This window comes from Amycolatopsis sp. (assembly GCF_035546795.1).
Taxonomy (GTDB): domain Bacteria; phylum Actinomycetota; class Actinomycetes; order Mycobacteriales; family Pseudonocardiaceae; genus Amycolatopsis_E.
On record NZ_DASZWC010000043.1, the window covers coordinates 1 to 18,883 of the forward strand.

Annotated in this window: 17 protein-coding genes and 1 tRNA gene; 13 read left to right on the plus strand and 5 right to left on the minus strand. The window is 67.4% G+C overall.

What is annotated here, in order from left to right:
- The 3 genes from VHD82_RS24305 to VHD82_RS24315 form a co-directional block, all read left to right on the plus strand.
- Positions 1–137: hypothetical protein (locus VHD82_RS24305; protein WP_325706519.1), on the plus strand; the 137-nt coding region annotated here is incomplete at its 5' end.
- Between the two features lie 260 nt (positions 138–397).
- Positions 398–655 (plus strand): hypothetical protein, encoded by a 258-nt coding sequence (locus VHD82_RS24310; RefSeq protein WP_325708289.1) that lies wholly within the window; start codon positions 398–400, stop codon positions 653–655.
- A 403-nt stretch (positions 656–1,058) separates the two neighbouring features.
- Positions 1,059–1,322 carry a hypothetical protein gene (locus tag VHD82_RS24315; protein ID WP_325708292.1) on the plus strand — a complete coding sequence of 88 codons (264 nt, stop codon included), beginning with the start codon at positions 1,059–1,061 and terminating at the stop codon, positions 1,320–1,322.
- Between the two features lie 41 nt (positions 1,323–1,363).
- On the opposite strand, the gene VHD82_RS24320 is transcribed toward VHD82_RS24315, so the two are convergent.
- The 3 genes from VHD82_RS24320 to VHD82_RS24330 all read right to left on the minus strand — a co-directional run bounded on the left by VHD82_RS24320 (position 1,364) and on the right by VHD82_RS24330 (position 4,285).
- The gene (locus tag VHD82_RS24320) at positions 1,364–2,239 is read right to left on the minus strand and encodes a nucleotidyl transferase AbiEii/AbiGii toxin family protein (protein ID WP_325708295.1); all 876 of its coding nucleotides are present in this window, start codon (positions 2,237–2,239) and stop codon (positions 1,364–1,366) included.
- Between the two features lie 50 nt (positions 2,240–2,289).
- Positions 2,290–3,501 (minus strand): type IV toxin-antitoxin system AbiEi family antitoxin domain-containing protein, encoded by a 1,212-nt coding sequence (locus VHD82_RS24325; protein WP_325708337.1) that lies wholly within the window; start codon positions 3,499–3,501, stop codon positions 2,290–2,292.
- A gap of 708 nt (positions 3,502–4,209) precedes the next feature.
- Positions 4,210–4,285, minus strand: a tRNA-Thr gene (locus VHD82_RS24330).
- Between the two features lie 213 nt (positions 4,286–4,498).
- On the opposite strand from VHD82_RS24330, the gene VHD82_RS24335 reads away from it, so the two are divergent.
- The 3 genes from VHD82_RS24335 (at position 4,499) to otsB (ending at position 10,146) form a co-directional block, all read left to right on the plus strand.
- A complete protein-coding gene (locus VHD82_RS24335) occupies positions 4,499–6,016 on the plus strand; it encodes a threonine/serine ThrE exporter family protein (RefSeq protein WP_325708298.1) in 1,518 nt (505 codons plus the stop codon).
- 91 nt (positions 6,017–6,107) lie between these two features.
- The gene (locus VHD82_RS24340; protein ID WP_325708301.1) at positions 6,108–7,550 is read left to right on the plus strand and encodes a trehalose-6-phosphate synthase; all 1,443 of its coding nucleotides are present in this window, start codon (positions 6,108–6,110) and stop codon (positions 7,548–7,550) included.
- Between the two features lie 49 nt (positions 7,551–7,599).
- Positions 7,600–10,146, plus strand: coding sequence for a trehalose-phosphatase (gene otsB, locus VHD82_RS24345; RefSeq protein WP_325708305.1), 2,547 nt, complete (start codon positions 7,600–7,602; stop codon positions 10,144–10,146).
- A gap of 209 nt (positions 10,147–10,355) precedes the next feature.
- Here otsB and radA read toward each other — a convergent pair whose 3' ends face one another.
- Together radA and VHD82_RS24355 are read right to left on the minus strand one after the other, a co-directional pair.
- Positions 10,356–11,714: a DNA repair protein RadA gene (radA, locus tag VHD82_RS24350; RefSeq protein WP_325708308.1), complete on the minus strand. Its 1,359-nt coding sequence runs from the start codon at positions 11,712–11,714 to the stop codon at positions 10,356–10,358.
- Between the two features lie 33 nt (positions 11,715–11,747).
- Positions 11,748–12,362, minus strand: coding sequence for a hypothetical protein (locus VHD82_RS24355; protein WP_325708310.1), 615 nt, complete (start codon positions 12,360–12,362; stop codon positions 11,748–11,750).
- 273 nt (positions 12,363–12,635) lie between these two features.
- Here VHD82_RS24355 and VHD82_RS24360 point away from each other — a divergent pair, with 273 nt between their 5' ends.
- The 7 genes from VHD82_RS24360 (at position 12,636) to VHD82_RS24390 (ending at position 18,880) form a co-directional block, all read left to right on the plus strand.
- Positions 12,636–13,127: a CarD family transcriptional regulator gene (locus tag VHD82_RS24360; protein ID WP_144586914.1), complete on the plus strand. Its 492-nt coding sequence runs from the start codon at positions 12,636–12,638 to the stop codon at positions 13,125–13,127.
- A 24-nt stretch (positions 13,128–13,151) separates the two neighbouring features.
- On the plus strand, positions 13,152–13,790 hold the full coding sequence (locus VHD82_RS24365) for an IspD/TarI family cytidylyltransferase (RefSeq protein ID WP_325708319.1): 639 nt from the start codon (positions 13,152–13,154) through the stop codon (positions 13,788–13,790).
- Entirely contained in the window at positions 13,787–14,254 is a 468-nt protein-coding gene (gene ispF / locus VHD82_RS24370) for a 2-C-methyl-D-erythritol 2,4-cyclodiphosphate synthase (RefSeq protein ID WP_325708322.1), read from the plus strand. Before VHD82_RS24365 ends, ispF begins: the two co-directional genes overlap by 4 nt.
- Positions 14,255–14,300: 46 nt before the next feature.
- On the plus strand, positions 14,301–14,984 hold the full coding sequence (locus VHD82_RS24375; RefSeq protein ID WP_325708325.1) for an HAD-IA family hydrolase: 684 nt from the start codon (positions 14,301–14,303) through the stop codon (positions 14,982–14,984).
- Positions 14,985–15,018: 34 nt separating this feature from the next.
- Complete coding sequence (gene cysS / locus VHD82_RS24380) at positions 15,019–16,410, plus strand: cysteine--tRNA ligase (RefSeq protein ID WP_325708328.1); 1,392 nt, start codon at positions 15,019–15,021, stop codon at positions 16,408–16,410.
- Between the two features lie 5 nt (positions 16,411–16,415).
- The gene (rlmB, locus tag VHD82_RS24385) at positions 16,416–17,372 is read left to right on the plus strand and encodes a 23S rRNA (guanosine(2251)-2'-O)-methyltransferase RlmB (RefSeq protein ID WP_325708331.1); all 957 of its coding nucleotides are present in this window, start codon (positions 16,416–16,418) and stop codon (positions 17,370–17,372) included.
- 74 nt (positions 17,373–17,446) lie between these two features.
- On the plus strand, positions 17,447–18,880 hold the full coding sequence (locus VHD82_RS24390) for an MBOAT family protein (protein WP_325708334.1): 1,434 nt from the start codon (positions 17,447–17,449) through the stop codon (positions 18,878–18,880).
- Positions 18,881–18,883 lie beyond the last annotated feature (3 nt).

Sequence of the window (18,883 nt, forward strand, 5' to 3'; positions counted from 1 at the left end):
TCGGCTGGGAAACCAGCGCGCTCGGCTACCCCGTCCGGGACGAATACGCCATCACCGGCGGACGGCGCCACGACTTCCAGCACGGCACCATCAGCTGGAACAGCGGCAACGGAGCCCTCACCGTCGCCTACAGCTGAGCAGGAGCGAAAGGAGGACCGTTCTCGTCGAGGATGATGGCTGCAACCCTCAATGAGTTCAGCAAGGCGGTCGCGTCGCCCCCCCACCGACACCCGACGCTCAGCAGGACACTCAAGCAACGCCATTAATTCATGATTCATGATCTATAAGCAAGCTGATCAACCCACAAGAACGCACCGAGAAGCCGAAAAAGGGATCGATCTAGCAACCTGCGCCATCCAGCCGCTGTAACGCTTGATCACGAACACGCGACATGTCGATGCGCGAAACCGACGCCAACGACGATGCCCTATCCCGGATCCCACTCGACCCCGCCGACGTCGGCCTCATGATCTCCACCTTCGCCACCGCGGCACGCCTCGGCGCCGTCAACCCCGACTTCGCAGTCGATCTCCGCGAAGTCATCACCGGCATCGGCATAGCACTGCTCAACCACGACCAGACCCACCGCGCCCGCACTCCTGATCCGCAAAGGCATCCGACGGGCCAGTGTTACCGCAGACCACCTCGCCGATGAGGCCTGGACGGTGGCATCGCCAACGCGCCGGGCGAGCTCGATAAAGATGCGCCACCCAACTGCGCGCCGACCTCGACGCCATCGCCGCGCTAACCAAGCCAACGGCATGAACACGGCCGCTGCGTACGAGTGCTCCCACATGGCCTGCGACACGGTCAACAGACAATCCCGAGCTCAGGGCGGGTCGTCGCGATCCTGTCCTGTTCGAAGGGGATCTCGGGCTTCTGGCAGGCAGCCTCCGTGGGAGGTTCGCTGATGCTAGGGCTGGCTCGCCTCGGTCCTCCCTGCGGGCTCTCGTTTCCGAGAACGCTTCCCATTCTTCTGGGTGAGCAACGAGAAGTAGCCGAAACTGTCGCCCGTGAGTGCTGTCATACGGAGTCGCAGCATAATGTTTTACTCGGACGTGATCGCGAATGACAAGAATCTCGATCACTTGTGTCGCGATCTGCAGTTCTGTTTCAGTTGCCCCGACTGGAATTTCCGTCGGAGATTGCACGGCTTCGTCCTTGGTAAGGTCGACATGGAAACCTCGCTTTTTGGCGACGCCGACCTCGGTTTCTCCAGCCCAGAATCCACAATGGACGGAAACCGGGAAACCCGCATCACCACCGAACTTCGCCAAGCGGCCGCCGAGTTCACCAAGCAGGTCCAGAGCTACCACCTGTGACAGCACCTAGGGCCCACCGGCTTCGACCCGAATGGTCATAGTCAGCACCATTTACGGTGCGTTGAACTCCAGTCGCCGTTGGGGGCGCTGGCGGCCAGCAACGGGGTAATGAATGCGCCCGCGAAGTCCCGTACGCCTTCCAAGGTCATCATCTCGGCGGGCAGTTCGCGGATATCTTTCGCGACGTTACGGTAACCGGCGATCCATGAACTGTCGGGGACGTCGAAAGTGGACGGGAAGACCAGTTTGATCCCACGTTTCTCGCGGCGTTGGATCTCGTGCTGGAGCGTGGCATGCATCCGGACACCGTCAACTGACGATTTCAGTGCTATCAGGACCAGGTCGGCGAGGTCCTTGTATCGGCTGGAGGTGTTGCCAGTTGACCGGTACCGCTCGTACATCGCACAGAGCTTCTCGGCGATGTGGTCCTCGATTGGGAAGATCCTCACTGCCGGCCAGGTGGTGCAGTCGGTCGCGAATGGTGCCTCGAGTGGTTCGGTCGTGATAGCCCCGCGGGGCTGGTAATCGGATACAACGACATCAACGCTGACCCATTTGAGCACAGTGTTGCCGAGCATCGCCCGAAACCGCACCGTGCGAGTTGGTCTCTCGACGTGCGTTTGTGCGGTGGTGTCGTGATGCTCAAAGCGGATTGAGTCGTCGAGTTCCGTTGACGCCGCCCTGATCAGGTCCTCGACTGCGGCGTCGGTGGTGGCCTGGGTGCTCAGCAGGTCGATATCGGTGGAGTAGCGGGCGGTTGGCCACCGCATCAGCAATGCCTGGCCGCCTTTGAGGACCCAGAAATCCGGCGCCGCGTGGAAGACGCGGGCCAGGAGCCGGCGATGGAAATGCAGGTCAACAAGTTCACTGGCAGGGATGCCGGTGATCTTCGCCGCGTTTTTGGCACGGTCTTTCAACGATCGACTGTAGGTCCTCGGCGACCACGGACGTTCAACAGGCATGGTCACTAATCGTTGGATTCCGTAGTTTCGTCACAGTTCGCGCGATCCTGACCGTCTGGATCTTCTTCAGCCGGAGTGCGATAGGCACTCGCCTGCGGGATTTGCAGACTTGCGATCACCGCACCGAGGTTGGCGTACACGCTCCGATTGATCGCCTCGGAGATCCCGTTGATGGGGTTGACAATCGCTTGCTGAGCGAGCGCCGCGTTGATGCCCGCATACTGGGCTCGCAGGTTCTCCTGCAGCGCAGTGATCGCTGGCAATGCAGAAACCACGGGCATTTCGCTGGCCATCTGGTTGGCGCGGCGAGCGAACTCTGCCACGGTGCGTGCTTCCTCAAGTCGTGGAGCATTTCTGAAGAACTGCTGAGCTTGGGCAACGCCGTCAAGCCTCTCGTGCACGCTCCGCAGGAAGTTCACGGAGTCTGCATTTTGCTTGGCCCAGTAGCCGCCAAGCGCGGTGATGTTTTGGACAGCTGTCGCAGGTTCCTGAGCTAGCGCCATCCGCGCGAGTGCCTGACTCGCGGCCGCAATCTGCATGGGCGCCGGAGCCGGGCGGACCAGAAGATCGGACACACTTACCCCAATCTGCTCGAGGAGATGCTCAAGCAGGGCGTCCCCATCGCCAGGGCGCACGCGGTATCGGCGGGCGAAGGGGGCTATGCGTTCGGCCAACGCGTCCAGGCGCAGTTGATCAGCCAAGACCGCCTGTTTGATGATCGTGGCGACGTGACTTGCGTCGATGCGCTGGTCAAGCAGGTCGCATACCGTGCGCAGGACAGTGGTAGCCGGTAGGCCGTCGATCAACGTGACGTCGACGGGTTCCAGCTTGGCGGCCTTGAATCGCAGATCAGGGTCACGGCTCGTCCGCCGACGGGGTGTGGTCATAGCGATCTCACTGTTGGTGAGGTCACCGAAGCCATGCAGACGGGCCGCGGTGCCGTGAGACATCACCCCGTCGTCGTTGTGGAGCGGGTCTCGTTCCCATCCGGGAACGTCTGGGCGCAGCGCGAGCCAGGCCGCCTGCTCTTCCCACGTTCCTGTGTCTCTCGCTGCAGTGCCCGCGTATACCCCGCGGCGCACCTGCTCGAGAAAGCCAGCTTCCTTGAGCCGAAACAGGGTCACCGCATCAACCCCGAGACCACTGGCCTGCTTGGAGGTGACAAGCCCCCACTGCTCGGCCATGAAGCTGCCGAGCAGTTCAAGGGCCTCCTTCATCTCCACACCCACAGCGTACACTCTTCACAGCGCTTGTTACACACCTGCGCAGCGTTTATTGCATACTGGGTGTAATAAACGCTGCATCTTTACGCAATAATCGCTGCAGCCGTGGAAGCCTCCAAGCGACTAAGCGCGTCTCACGCGATCGCGTCTCTGGACTCTTACAACCGGACTCACCGCGTCGCAACGAACGACAGCTTGCAGTTCCGACCTGCTCAACGCGTTCCGAACTCCAGACTTCATGGCACCGAGCCTCATAATCCGCACACCGACGAGAACCGCCACACTCGCCGACATCAGTGAGACCTCAGCCGCACGAGCCTGGGCAGACTCGTTACCGACACAGCTCGCTCGAACCGGACACCCGCCAGGGGCCCGACCTCCTCGCCGCCGACGGCGAACACTCACAGGAACGAGCCCGTGCAGATCACTCCCCCTGGCCAACTTACCGCGTTTTCGTTGCCACCTAAGAAAAACGCTAGCAATGTCCGAAAACCGCTATTCGCGGGAGGGCACGAGAATTCCCGGGCCCCCCTCGAGCCCCCGTCAACCCCCATAACCACAAGCAGCCAGCCGCGAAACAACCAAAACCCCAGGTCAAGCCCACCCTTTGAATGCGAACGATGTTCGAGTGTTTCCCTGGACCTGCTGTCTCGCGACAGTCGATCTTGAAAATCCTATTTCCGCTGTTCAGAGGTGGTTTTCTGGAGCCGACTAGGGGACTCGAACCCCTGACCTGCTGTTTACAAGACAGCTGCTCTACCAACTGAGCTAAGTCGGCCGGCCCGGCTGTCATCGAGAACAACCCGGCGCGCGCTCATCATATCGGCAGCCCTGACGCGCGACCGCTGCCGCCACCGGCTGTTTCGTGGATGATCGACCACGTGGCGCACGCCACGGTTGCTCCCTTGCAACGGCGGGCGGGGGCGTGGCGATGCTCACCGGGGAACCCGTGCACGCCTGCTCCGGGATCCCATTACGGAGTGGAGGGCCAATGAAGAACAACCAGCGCGCCCGGGGCCCGGTGACCCGGCGGCGCGGCTGGCACATCCTGGAGGCGCCCCAGGAGCAGAACGTCGAAAAACAGCACCGGCGCAAGAGGTCGAACGAACCGCGGCGGCGGGCGTGGCACATCCTCGAAGCGCCGACCGGAGAGTTCCCGGTTGTAGAGTCCGGCGCCGAGTACGGGCCCGCGCTGCCCGACGACGCCACGGTCAACTTCGTGCTGGATCTCGCCCTGCGCATCGGTGAAGTCCAGATGGCGAGCGGGGCCGGCGCCTCGGACGTGACGGCGACGATCATCGCGCTGACGTCGGCGCTCGGTCTGCCGCATTGCGAGGTCGACGTCATTTTCACGTCGATCACCGTCACCTGCCACCGCGGCACCGGCATGGCCCCGGTGAGCGCGCTGCGCGTCGTGCGGTCCCGCAGTCTGGACTACACCCGCCTGTCCCAGACCGAGATGCTCGTGCAGCAGATCACCCGCGGCAACCTCGGCGCCGAGCAGGCGTACACCGAGCTGCACCGGATCACGACCGCCCCACACCCGTACCCCCGCTGGGTGGCCACGCTGGCCTGGGGCGGGATGGCCTTCTTCATCACCCTGCTCATCGGCGGCAGCGTCTCCATCGCCGTCGGTGCGCTGGTGATCTCCTCGCTGGTCGACCGGCTGGGCAGGCAGCTGAACAAGTACGCCCTGCCGTTCTTCTTCCAGCAGGCCGTCGGCGGTCTGGTCGCCACCGGGCTGGCCACGCTGATCGTGGAGACCGGGCTGGTACCCACCCGATTCTCCACGCTCGTCGCCGCTGCGGCGATCACCGTGTTGCTGTCCGGGCTGTCCACGGTCTCCGCCGTGCAGGACGCCATCACCGGCTACAACGTCACCGCGGCGGGCCGCACCATGGAAACGGCGTTGATGAGTGCCGGGCTGATCACCGGCGTGGCACTGGCGCTGAACATCGCCAAGGCGCTCGGCTTCACGCAGGTCGAGCCCGAGATACCGACGCAGACCGCGTTGGCGCTGCCGGTGATGATCGTCGCGGGCGCCGGCACGGCCGCGTGCTTCGCCCTCGGCAGTTACTCCACGCTGCGCTCCCTGCTCGTGGCCGCCGCGGCCGGCGCGATCGGGGCCGGGGTGTACGGCGCCCTCGTGCTTGCCGACTTCGACCAGATCACCTCGTCCGCGGTCGCGGCGACGCTCGTCGGGTTCTGCGGCGGTGTGCTGTCGCGCCGGCTGAAGGTCACCCCGCTGGTGGTGGCCGTGTCCGGCATCACGCCCCTGTTGCCCGGTCTGTCCACGTACCGTGGCCTGTACGAGCTGGCCACCCAGGGCGGTGGGAACGTGTCCACACTGATGCAGGCGGTCACGATCGGGCTTGCGCTGGCCGCCGGCGTGGTACTCGGCGAATACCTGGCCCAGCCGGTGCGCACCGGGCTCGGCAGGCTGGAACGCAAGCTCGCGGGCCCGCGGATGGCCGGCCCACTCAGGCCCTCGGAGGGACGTCTGGAGTAGCCGGGCCAGCCACCTCGCGGACAACTTCCCCCGCTCGGAACGAGATAGTGTTTCTGGGGTGCCGCGCTCGAATGGGCAAGGAGCAGCAAGCGTGAGTGAGTCAGAGATCGGGCAGGCCTCGGCGGATTTCGTCGTGGTCGCCAACCGCCTGCCGGTGGACCTGGAACGGTCGACCGACGGCTCCCAGCGGTGGACGGCGAGCCCGGGTGGGCTGGTGTCCGCGCTGGAGCCGTTCCTGCGCTCACGCAAGGGGGCCTGGGTCGGCTGGCCCGGCGTCCCGGGTGTCGACGTCGACCCGTTCAGCGACGAGGGCATGGTCCTGTACCCGGTCATGCTGACCGCCGAGGACGTTCGCGACTACTACGAGGGCTTCTCCAACGCGACCCTGTGGCCGCTGTACCACGACGTCGTCGCCCGCCCGGTGTTCGACCGCAGCTGGTGGGAGAGCTACGTCAAGGTCAACCGCCGCTTCGCCGAGGCGAGCGCGAAGGTCGCGGCCGACGGTGCCACGGTGTGGGTGCAGGACTACCAACTCCAGCTGGTGCCGAGCATGCTCCGCGAACTGCGCCCCGACCTGCGCATCGGCTTCTTCCTGCACATCCCGTTCCCGCCGGTGGAGCTGTTCATGCAGCTGCCGTGGCGGGCCGAGATCGTGCGCGGGCTGATCGGTGCCGACCTGGTCGGGTTCCACCGGCCCGGCGGCGCGCAGAACTTCCTGTGGCTGGCTCGCACCCTGGTCGGGCTGGAGCCCAGCCGCGGCGCGGTCGGCGTCCGGTCCCGGCCCGGCATGATGCAGGTCGGAAACCGGACGGTGCGCGTCGGCGCCTTCCCCATCTCGATCGACGCGGCCGGGCTCGACACGCTCGCCAGGAGCAAGGACGTCATAGAGCGGGCCGGCCAGGTCCGCCGTGACCTCGGCAATCCGCGGACGGTGCTGCTCGGGGTCGACCGACTCGACTACACCAAGGGCATCGACCTGCGGCTGCAGGCGCTGCACGAACTGCTGCACGAGGGCCGGGTCCGCCCGGAGGACGTCACGTTCGTACAGCTCGCCACGCCGAGCCGGGAACGGGTCGAGCACTACCAGCGGATGCGCAGCGAGATCGAGCAGATGGTCGGCCGGATCAACGGGGAGTTCGCCCGCGTCGGTCACCCGGTGGTGCATTATCTGCACCAGTCGGTGAGCCGCACGGAGCTGGCGGCCTTCTACTCGGCCGCGGACGTGATGGTCGTGACGCCGTTGCGCGATGGGATGAACTTGGTCTGCAAGGAGTACGTTGCCTGCCGTCATGATCTCGGCGGCGCGCTCGTGCTGTCCGAGTTCGCCGGCGCGGCCGCCGAGCTGACCAGTGCATTCCTGGTCAATCCACATGATCTGGACGGGGTTAAGAACGCGTTGGAAGCGGCCATTACCCTCGACCCTGCCGAGGGCAGACGCCGGATGCGTGCGCTGCGACGTCAGGTCCTCACGCACGACGTGGACCGGTGGGCACGGTCGTTCCTGGAAGCTCTTGGTGCCGAACCCGCTGCCTGAGTCGCCCGTCTTGTCGACATTGATGCTTTGAGCTCCTTAAGGAGGAGTGGTGACCGCCGAGTCCCTGCCCGCCGAGCTGCGCCGTGCGATCGTGCAGATCGCCCGCACGCCGCGACTACTGGTCGCGTGTGACTACGACGGGACCCTGGCGCCGATCGTGACCAACCCGGACGAGGCGCGACCGCGGCCCGAGTCGGTGGGTGCGCTGCGTTCGCTTGCCGGGTTGCACGAAACGACGGCCGCGGTGATCTCCGGCCGCGCCCTGCGTGACCTCGCGACGCTGTCCCGGCTGCCGCACGAGGTCCACCTGGTCGGCAGCCACGGGTCCGAGTTCGACATCGGCTTCGTGCACGCGCTCGACGCCAAGGCGCGCGAGCTGCACCGCAAACTGGAGGCCGAGCTGGAGCGGCTGACCCAGGGCACACCCGGGGTGCAGCTGGAGGTGAAGCCCGCGAGCATCGCGGTGCACGTCCGCCGCGCGGAGCGGGAAGCCGCCGTCCGCGTGCTCGACGAAGTCCACAGTGGACCTTGCAAGTGGGAGGGCGTGACCACCACCGACGGCAAGGAGGTCGTCGAGCTGGCCGTCGTCCAGACGGACAAAGGCCGCGCGCTGGACACGCTGCGCCACCAGGTCGGCGCCACCGCGGCGATCTTCCTCGGCGACGACGTGACCGACGAGAAGGCGTTCGCCCGGTTGTCCGGCCCGGACCTTGGCGTCAAGGTCGGTGACGGCGAGACCCTGGCTTCGTACAACGTGCACGGCACCGAGGACGTCGCGACCGTGCTGGCCTTCGTGCTCGAAGAGCGGCGCAACTGGCTCTACGGCGAGCAGGCGACGCCCATCGAGCGGATGTCCATGCTGGCCAATGAACGTTCGGTCGCGCTGCTCACCCCCGATGCCCGGCTGACGTGGCTGTGCCACCCCGGCCCGGACGCGCCCGCGGTTTTCGCCGATCTGCTCGGTGGTACCGGCGCGGGGCATTTCTCCATCAAACCGGGCGCGGATGCCGCGCAGCGCAACGGTTTGCCGTTGGGCCAGCGTTACCTGCCGAACACCATGACGGTGGAGACCCGCTGGTCCCGGCTGCTGGTCACCGACTACCTGGAACCTGACGGCCCGTCGCACCGCACCGATCTGGTGCGGGTGATCTCGGGCTCCGCCCCCGCCACCCTCACCTTCGCCCCGCGGCCGGAATTCGGTGCGGTGCCGGTGAGTCTGGTGCCCGCAGCCGAGGGCCTGCGCGTTGTCGGCACGTCCGAGCCGATCGTGCTGCGCGCGCCCGGGGTGCAGTGGGAGATCACCAACGACGGCCTGCACGACACCGCGACAGCGGTGGTCCTGCCGACGCCCGAGAGCCCGGTCGTCCTGGAACTTCGTTGCGGCACAACGGAACTGGGCGCTCACGAACTGTCCGAAGTGGAGCGTCGTGAGCGCGCGGGCAAGTACTGGAGTGATTGGGCGACCGCGCTGAAGCTGCCCGGCGTGGAGCCGGAGCTGGTCGCCCGCTCGGCGCTGACCCTGCGGGGGCTGTGCAACGCCGACACCGGCGGTGTGCTCGCCGCGGCCACGTCCTCGTTGCCCGAGGAGATCGGCGGCGTCCGCAACTGGGACTACCGATACTGCTGGGTCCGCGACGCGTCGATGACGGTGCGCGAGCTGGTCGGGCTGGGTTCGCTGACCGAAGCCGACGGGTACCTGGAATGGCTGCACGGCGTGCTGGCCACGCTCGCGGGCCCGGAACGGCTGCACCCGCTGTACACGCTCGCCGGCACCACGCTCGGCGCCGAAGCGGTCATCGACACGCTGCCCGGGTACGCCGGTTCCCGGCCGGTCCGCGTCGGCAACCTGGCCAACCACCAGGTGCAGCTGGACGTCTTCGGCCCGGTCGTCGAGCTGGTGTGCGCGCTGGCCGGGTCGCGCGGGGAGCTGCGCGACCACGACTGGCAGATGGTGCGCGCGATGGCCGAAGCGGTCACGCGGCGCTGGTCCGAGGCCGACCACGGCATCTGGGAGGAGCGGCATGTGCCGCGGCACCGGGTGTACTCGCGGGTCATGTGCTGGGTGACGATCGACCGCGCGATCAAGCTCGGCGAGGTCTACGAGCGGGAGATCCCGGTCGGCTGGCATGAGCTGCGCGAAGAGATCGCCAACGACGTGCTGACCAACGGCTGGAACGACGAGGTCCAGGCGTTCACCACCGCCTACGACGGCACCGACCTGGACGCGGCCTCGCTGTTCGTGGGCCTGTCCGGGCTGCTCGACCCATCCGACGAGCGCTTCCAGTCCACGGTGACGGCGATCGAGGCCGAGCTACGCAGCGGTTCGACCGTGTACCGGTACCGGCGCGACGACGGCCTGCCCGGCGGCGAGGGCGGTTTCCACCTGTGCGCGGCCTGGCTGATCGAGGCGTACCTGCTTACCGGCCGCCGCACCGAGGCCGAGGAACTTTTCGAGCAGATGGTGGACGCCGCGGGCCCCACCGGCCTGCTGCCCGAGCAGTACGACCCGATCGCGGAGCGCTCGCTGGGCAACCACCCGCAGGCGTACTCGCACATCGGGCTCATCCGCTGCGCGAAGCTGCTCGCAGCGCAGTGACCAGTGTGTGGGGGCCAAGGACGTGACCACGCAGAGCTTCCTCGGCCCCCACACGGTCTTAACTCCCGCGGACGAACCGATGAACTTCTGGGGTTACCGGCTTTCCGGCACCGACTACCGCCAGGACGTCCACGCCGGTGCGGGCGAAACGATCACCGCGCCCGCACCGGTTCCCGGTCGACCCGGACACCGCGAAACTGCGCTGATCCTCAGGCGTGGGTGGCCGCGTTGAGCGCCTCCGCCACGTTCGCCACCTCCAACACGCGGATCCCGTCCGGCAGCTTGCCCGGGTCCGGCGGGACGATCGCGTGCGTGAACCCGAGCCGCACAGCCTCGGCGAGGCGCCTGCCGACGCCGGTGACGCGGCGGATTTCCCCCGCCAGCCCCACTTCTCCCAGTGAAACGAGCCGGGGGGACAGCGCCACGTCGTTCAGCGAGGACGCGATCGCCAGCACCACGGCGAGATCCACGGCGGGCTCGGTGACCTTCATCCCACCGACCGTCGCCGCGTAGACGTCCTGCGTGCCGAACGCGACACCGCCGCGTTTCTCCAGCACTGCCAGCACCATCCCGATCCGCGCGGCATCGAGCCCGCTCACCGCCCGGCGTGGCTGTGGCAGGCTGCTCTTGGACACCAGCGCCTGCACCTCGCACAGCAGCGGCCGCTTACCCTCCACCGTGACCGTGATCGCCGTGCCGGGCACCGCTTCGGCATGCCTGTTCAGGAAAATCCCGGACGGGTCCGGCACCCCGACGATCCCGTCGTCACGCAGTTCGAAACAGCCGATCTCGTCCGCGGCGCCGAACCTGTTCTTCACGCCGCGCACCAGCCGCAGCGTGGAATGCCTGTCGCCCTCGAACTGGAGCACCACGTCGACGAGGTGCTCCAGCACCCGCGGGCCCGCCACCGAACCGTCCTTGGTGACGTGCCCGACGAGCACGATCGGAAGCCCCCGTTCCTTCGCCAGCGCGACCAGACCGGCCGTGACCGCACGAACCTGCGTGACCCCACCGGGCGCTCCTTCGGCCTGCGGTGAAGCCATGGTCTGCACCGAGTCCACGATCAGCACCCCGGGCCGCACCGCGTCCACATGGCCCAGAATCGCGCCGAGATCGCTTTCCGCGGCCAGGTACATCCGGTCGTGCAGATTCCCGGTGCGCTCGGCACGCAGCCGCACCTGGCCCGCCGACTCCTCGCCCGTGACGTACAACGCGGGCGCCGAAGCCGTGGCCGCCCACTGGTACGCGACCTCCAGCAACAACGTCGACTTGCCGACCCCGGGCTCCCCGGCGAGCAGGACGACAGCGCCCGGCACGAGCCCGCCGCCGAGCACCCGGTCGAGCTCGCCGACCCCGGTCGGGCGCGCTCGCGCCGCTTCGAGATCGACCTGTGCGATCGGCCTTGCCGGGGCGCTGGGCGCGCCGGCGGCCACCCTGGCTATCGCCGGGCGTGCGTCACCACGCTCCTCGAGCGTGCCCCACGCCTGACATTCCGGGCAGCGGCCGACCCATTTCGCGGCTTCGTGCCCGCATTCCGCACAGCGGTAGCTGATGCCCTTCTTGACCACGGAAGCAGACGCTAGCGCCCACCACCGACAATCTCAGTGACCTGCTTCGGCCTGTTGGCTCGGCTGGCAGCTCAGCGTCTTCGTCGGGGCGGCGACCGGCACCTGCAAGGTCACCGAACCCGCGTCGCGGAAGACGAAGGTGACCGCGGTGAGCTGGCCCGGCCAGATCACGGACTTGAGACCCTGCAGCTCGATCGTGGCCTGCCCGACCTTCGCCGGGGTGCCGGTGGCCGCGCCGGCGCCGGAGGTGGGCGCGGCGGACGAGGCGGTCCCGGCGGACTCTGCCGCATCGGCGTTGCCGACCACGAGCGTGCTGCCGGCGACGATCGTCTTCTGGCCCGCGATGTTCGCGCCCGACGCGCTGGGCGAAGAGACGGAGACGAGCTCGTCGTCCGCGCCGCCCGCATTGGCGATGGTGAGCGAGAGCGGCGCGTTGGAACCGGCTGTGTAGGCCTGCTCGCAGTCGTTGCGATTGGTGATGCCCACGTTGCGCAGCGAGAGCTTGCCCGCCGTCGCGAGCGCGCCGTTGACCGCCGGCAGCATCGTGTCGGTCTGCGTGATCTGGCCGGCACCGCATCCGGCGAGCACGAGTGCGGCACCGATACCCAGCACGCTCGAAGTGAGCACGCGACGTTTCTGCAGCCTCACGGTCTTCAGTCCCTCCTAGCCCGCGTTACTACTGCGCAGACTAGCCGGGCACTCACAGCGAGGCGGAACCCGGTGCCACTGCCCGCACCGCGACCGTCCACAGTGGATTCGTGATCAACCGGCAAACCACCTGCATGAGCACGCCGCAAGTGGATTTGTCAACCCCTCGACCGGCCCGGGCATGGGCCCTGACCTGCGAGGACGATCTCGGCCCGTTAGGTGGGCCCCCTCGCCGCGTGGTAACATAGAGGCAGCGAAAGGGGCAGAGGACACATGGTTTTCAAGGTCGGAGAGACCGTCGTCTACCCGCACCACGGTGCCGCACTCATCGAAGCCATCGAGACCCGTGTGATCAAGGGCGAGGAGAGGCAGTACCTCGTCCTCAAGGTCGCGCAAGGGGATCTCACGGTTCGCGTGCCCGCAGACAACGCCGAGATCGTCGGTGTGCGGGACGTCGTCGGGCAGGATGGTCTGAACCGCGTTTTCGACGTGCTGCGTGCTCCCCACACCGAAGAGCCCACGAACTGGTCTCGTCGGTACAAGGCCAACCTGGAGAAGCTCGCCTCCGGCGATGTGAACAAGGTGGCCGAAGTGGTGCGCGACCTCTGGCGGCGAGAGAAGGACCGTGGCCTTTCCGCTGGTGAGAAGCGGATGCTGGCCAAGGCTCGGCAGATCCTGGTGAGTGAACTAGCCCTGGCGGAGGGCACCGACGAGGGCAAGGCGGAGACGCTCCTCGACGAGGTTCTGGAAACAGCAGCGGTTTAGCCGACCGTGGCGCAGGCGCAGCGCGTGAACGTCGTCGCGCTGGTCATTGCCCGTGGACAGGACGTGTCCGTTCGTGTCCACGGTGAGCCGCTGCTGGCCCACGCTGTGCGTGGCCTGCTCGAAGCGGGCTGTGTGAGCGAAGCAGTCGTCACCGTTCCCACGGCGGAAGTCGGCAAAGCCGGACAGATCGTCCAGGCAGTGCCCGGCGCCGAACACCGGTGCCGGGTGCTGCCTGCTGCTTTTTCCCGGGCCGAATCCATCCGGCTCGCCTTCGCCGCGACTCGCGGCGAACCCGATGTGATCTTGATACACGAGGCCGCGCGGGCCTTCGTTCCCGCCACGGTCTTCCACGCGGTGACGGACGTGGTGCTGCAAGGGGCAGAAGCAGCTCTACCGGTCCTACCCGTCACCGACACCGTCAAACTGATCGACTCCGCCGGCGTGATCGCGGCCACCGAAGATCGTTCGGGGCTGCGCACCGCACAGACGCCGTTCGCCTGCACCCGGCGAATCCTGCGCGAAGCCTGCGCCAACGGGATCGATCCGCTGACAGACCTTCCCGGTACGGTGCGCACGGTCGCCGGGCATCCGGCCGGGATCCGGCTCGCGACGCCGTTCGACGTGGCGGTCGCGGAAGCATTGCTGAGTGAGGAGCACGCGTGAGGGTCGGCACCGGGGTCGACGTCCATCCCATCGAAGAAGGCCGCGAATGCTGGATAGCCGGCCTGCTGTGGGAGGGCGTTTCCGGCTGTGCGGGGCATTCCGACGGTGACGTCGTGGCGCACGCGCTGTGCGACGCGATGCTGGCGGCCGCGGGCCTCGGTGATCTCGGTGCCGTCTTCGGCACCGGCGACCCCCGCTGGGCCGGAGCACACGGCGCCACCCTGCTCGAAGAGGTGCGCCGCCGCGTCGAGGCCGAGGGCTGGCGGCTCGGCAACGCGTCGGTCCAGGTCGTCGGCAACGCGCCCCGCGTCGGAAAACGGCGCGAAGAGGCGCAAAGCGTACTCAGCGAAGCAGCGGGCGGGCCCGTCAGCGTCAGTGGCACGACGAGCGACGGGCTGGGCCTGACCGGTCGAGGTGAAGGGCTCGCCGCGATGGCCACCGCCCTGTTGCTCGCCGCCGAGTGAGTCACAACCGCTGCCGGATCGGACGGTTCGCGGTTAGCCTTGAGCTGTGACGATTCAGGCGGTGATGTTCGATTTCTCCGGCACGCTGTTCCGGCTCGAACAGGACGAGACCTGGCTGACCGACCTCACCGACGACACCGGCCGCCCGCTCGACATCGACGAGCAGGCCGAACTGATGCGGCGGATGACCGCCCCGTCCGGGCAAGTGGTCGAACTGGATCCCGAGTACCAGTTCGCCTGGGACAACCGCGACCTCGACCCGGCCCTGCACCACAAGATCTACGTCGAGGTGCTGCGCAAGTCCGGCCTGCATCCCGAACAGGCCGAATCCCTCTACGGCAGGCTCATCGATCCCGCCGAATGGACCCCGTACCCGGACACCGAGACGGTGCTGAAGGCCGTCGCGGGCAAGGGCGTCAAGGTCGGGGTGCTGAGCAACATCGCCTTCGACATCCGCCCCGCCTTCACCGCGCGCGGACTGGACGAGTTCGTCGACGCGTTCGTGCTCTCCTTCGAGGAAAAGGTGATCAAGCCCGATCCGGAGGTTTTCCGGATCCTGCTCGACCGGCTTGGCACGGCGCCGGAAAACGCGCTGATGGTCGGCGACAGCGAAGAGGCCGACGGCGGCGCGAGGACGCTGGGGTCGGCGTTCGCGCTGGTCGACCCGCTGCCGACCAGCGAACGGCCGGATGCGCTGCTGGCCGCGGTACGGGCGCACGGGGTGCTGTAAAGCCCCGGGTGGGTGAGCCCCGTACCATTTCGGGGTGGCCTTACACCTCTACGACACCGCGAGCAGGAGCGTGCGGGAATTTCACCCCGCCCGTAGCGGAACGGCGTCCGTGTATGTGTGTGGGGCCACCGTGCAGGGCGTTCCGCATATCGGGCACGTACGCGGCGCCCTGAACTACGACGTGCTGCGCCGCTGGCTCGTCCACAGTGGACTCGACGTGCTGTTCGTGCGCAACGTGACCGACATCGACGACAAGATCCTCACCAAGGCAGCCGACCACGACCGGCCGTGGTGGGAGTGGGCGTTCACGCACGAGCGCGCCTTCGAGGACGCGTACACGACGTTGGGCTGCCTGCCGCCGTCGATAGCGCCGCGGGCCACCGGGCACGTCACGCAGATGATCGAGCTGATGCAGCGCCTCATCGACGGCGGGCACGCGTACGCCGCGGGCGGCGACGTGTACTTCGCGGTGAGCACGTTCCCCGAGTACGGCACGCTGTCGCGGCAGAAGCTCGACGAGGTGCAGCAGGGCGAGACGGTGGCGGAGGGCAAACGGGACCCGCGCGACTTCACACTGTGGAAGAGCGCGAAGCCGGGCGAGCCGGCCTGGCCGACGCCATGGGGCGCGGGCCGTCCTGGCTGGCATCTCGAATGCTCCGCGATGGCGACCAACTACCTCGGCCCCGAGTTCGACATCCACGGCGGCGGGGTGGACCTGGTCTTCCCGCACCACGAGAACGAGCGCGCCCAGTCGCAGGCGGCCGGGGATCCGTTCGCCCGGTACTGGCTGCACAACGCGTGGGTGACGCTGTCGGGCGAGAAGATGTCGAAGTCGCTGGGCAACGTGGTGTCGATCGAGGCGATGCTGCGTGACTACCGCCCGGCCGAACTGCGCTACTACCTGATCCAGCCGCATTACCGGTCCACCATCGAGTACTCCGACGGCGCGCTGTCCGAAGCGGCACAGGGCTACCGGCGGATCGAGCAGTTCCTGCGCCGGGTCGCCGGGCGGACCGGTGTGGTCACACCGAGCACGATCGCGCCGGAGTTCTCCGCGGCGATGGACGACGACCTCGCGACACCGGCAGCGGTGGCGGCGGTGCACAACGTGGTCCGCGAAGGCAACGCGGCGCTCGACGCCGGCAACGACCAGGCGGCGCGCGTCGCGGCCGGTTCGGTGCGCGCGATGATGGGCGTGCTCGGGCTGGACCCGCTCTCGCCCGACTGGGCCGAGCAGGCGGGCATCGAGACCCCGGCGCGGCAGGCGCTGACCGATCTCGTGGACGGCATGCTCGCCGAACGGCAGGAAGCACGCGCCACCAAGGACTTCGCGCGCGCCGACGCGGTGCGGGACAGGTTGCTCAAGGCCGGCATCACGGTCGAAGACACCCCGGATGGTCCTTTGTGGACTGTTAAGGACGCATAGGAACAATGGCTGGAAACTCGAAACGCCGGGGCGCGACCCGTAATCCCGGTACCAAGAAGGGCGCCGTCAAGGGCTCCGGCGGCCAGGTCCGCAAGAGCCTCGAAGGCAAGGGCCCGACGCCGCGCGCGGAGATGCGACCGGGTCACCCGGCACAGCGCCGCGCGGCCGCGGCGGCGAAAGCCGAGCGTTCCCGGGAAAAGAAGGCCGACACCCCGGAGATCATCGCCGGGCGCAACCCGGTGGTCGAGGCGCTGCGCGCCGGCGTGCCGGGCACAACGCTGTACGTGGCGTTGAACATCGACGCCGACGATCGCGTGAACGAAGCCGTGCGGCTGGCCGCGGACAAGGGCATCTCGATCCTGGAGATCCCGCGCGAGGAGCTGGATCGCAAGACGAACCGGGCCGTGCACCAGGGCCTCGGCCTGCAGGTGCCGCCGTTCGAGTACTCCCACCCGGACGACCTGCTCCAAGCCGCGCGTGACTCGGGCGAACCGCCGCTGCTCGTCGCGCTGGACGGGGTCACCGACCCACGAAACCTCGGCGCCGTGGTGCGTTCGGCCGCCGCCTTCGGTGCGCACGGGGTGCTGCTGCCCGCGCGGCGCAGCGCCGGCATCACCGCCGTCGCGTGGCGCACGAGCGCGGGAACGGCGGCGAAGCTGCCGATCGGGGTGGCGACGAACCTGACCCGTCAGTTGAAGTCGTGGGCGTCGAAGGGCCTGATGATCGCGGGCCTGGACGCCGACGGGACCGTGGACATCGACGGGCTGAACCTGGCCACCGATCCGCTGGTGATCGTGCTGGGGTCCGAGGGCCGCGGATTGTCCCGGCTGGTGCGGGAAACCTGCGATTTGACGGTGTCCATCCCGATGGCCGCCGGGGTCGAGTCGTTGAACGCCTCGGTCGCCGCCGCTGTGCTACTCGCCGACGTCGCGCGGCGCCGCCGCAAGGCGGGCCGCGTCTAGCCACATTCACTCCGAGGGACCAACGGCGTCGGTTAAGGTCAGCAGGCCGATTCCGATGGGGGGCCCGCGCACCGATGTCGTTCGTTTCGCCGTTGTTCCTGTGGTACTTCCTGCCGGCGTTGCTGCTCGCCGTGCTCGCGCTGCCGCGGACCTGGCGCAACGGGATCATCGCGGTCGGCAGTCTGGTGTTCTACGCCAGCGGTGCCGGCGCGTTCACCTTGCTGTTGCTGGCATGCATGGTGGTCAACTTCGTCGTCGGGATGGCGCTGGAGCCCAACGACTGGGAGCTCAAGCCGAAACGGCGGCGACGGCTCGTCACCGCCGTGATCGTCTTCGACGTCGCGATACTGGTGATCTGGAAATACGCCGGTTTCGCCACCCAGCAGTTCGACTACTTCGCCCGGATTTTCGGCGGCGATTTCCCGGTCCTGCACCTGGCACTGCCGATCGGGATCTCGTTCTTCACCTTCCACCACATTTCGTACGTGGTGGACATCTATCGCGGGGAACGGCCCGCGCTGCGAAATCCGGTTTCGTTCGTGACCTACATCGCGATGTTCCCGCAGCTGGTGGCCGGCCCGATCGTCCGTTACCGGGAAATCGCGGACCAGTTGCCGCAGCTGCGTTCGCACCGCCTTGACGACATCGCGGCGGGCTTCCCCCGGTTCGCTTTGGGCCTGTGCAAGAAAACCATCATCGCCGACTCGCTCAACCCGATGGTCGAAGCGTGTTTCTCCACCTCACCGGGCGACATGACCTTCGGCGTGGCCTGGCTCGGCGCCGTCGGTTACACACTGCAGCTGTTCTTCGATTTCTCGGGCTACTCCGACATGGCCATCGGCCTCGGCCGGATGCTCGGCTTCCGGCTGCCCGAGAACTTCGCGCGCCCGTATTCTTCGGTGACCGTGACGGAATTCTGGCGGCGCTGGCACATGTCGTTGTCCCGCTGGTTCCGGGACTACGTGTACATCTCGCTGGGCGGCAACCGCCACGGCGCGGCGAAAACGTACCGGAACCTGTGCATCGTGTTCGTGCTGACGGGCTTCTGGCACGGGGCGAACTGGACGTTCCTGGTGTGGGGTTGTTACCACGGCGCGCTGCTGATCATCGAGCGCGCTTTCCGTTGGGACCAGACGCCGGATTCGCGGTGGCCACGCATCGGCCGGCGCGTGCTGACCCTGGTGCTCGTCGTGTTCGGCTGGGTGTTCTTCAAGTCCGCCGACATGGAGCACGCGCTGCCGATGATCGGGCACATGTTCCTGCCGGACTCCTCCGGCCTGACCGACGTCGTGTCGGCCGCGCTGACCAACCAACGCCTGGTGATCCTGCTCGCCGCGCTCGTCGTGGTGCTGCTGCCGACGCATCCGGTGACCGGTCCGCTGCTGGAGTCCTCGCGCAGCCGCCCCGCGGTGAGCCTGCGCATCGGCGTGATGACCGTGGGCCTCGCCTACGCCGCAATCCTGGTCGCGAACGGCACCTTCAGCCCGTTCTTGTACTACCAGTTCTGAGGG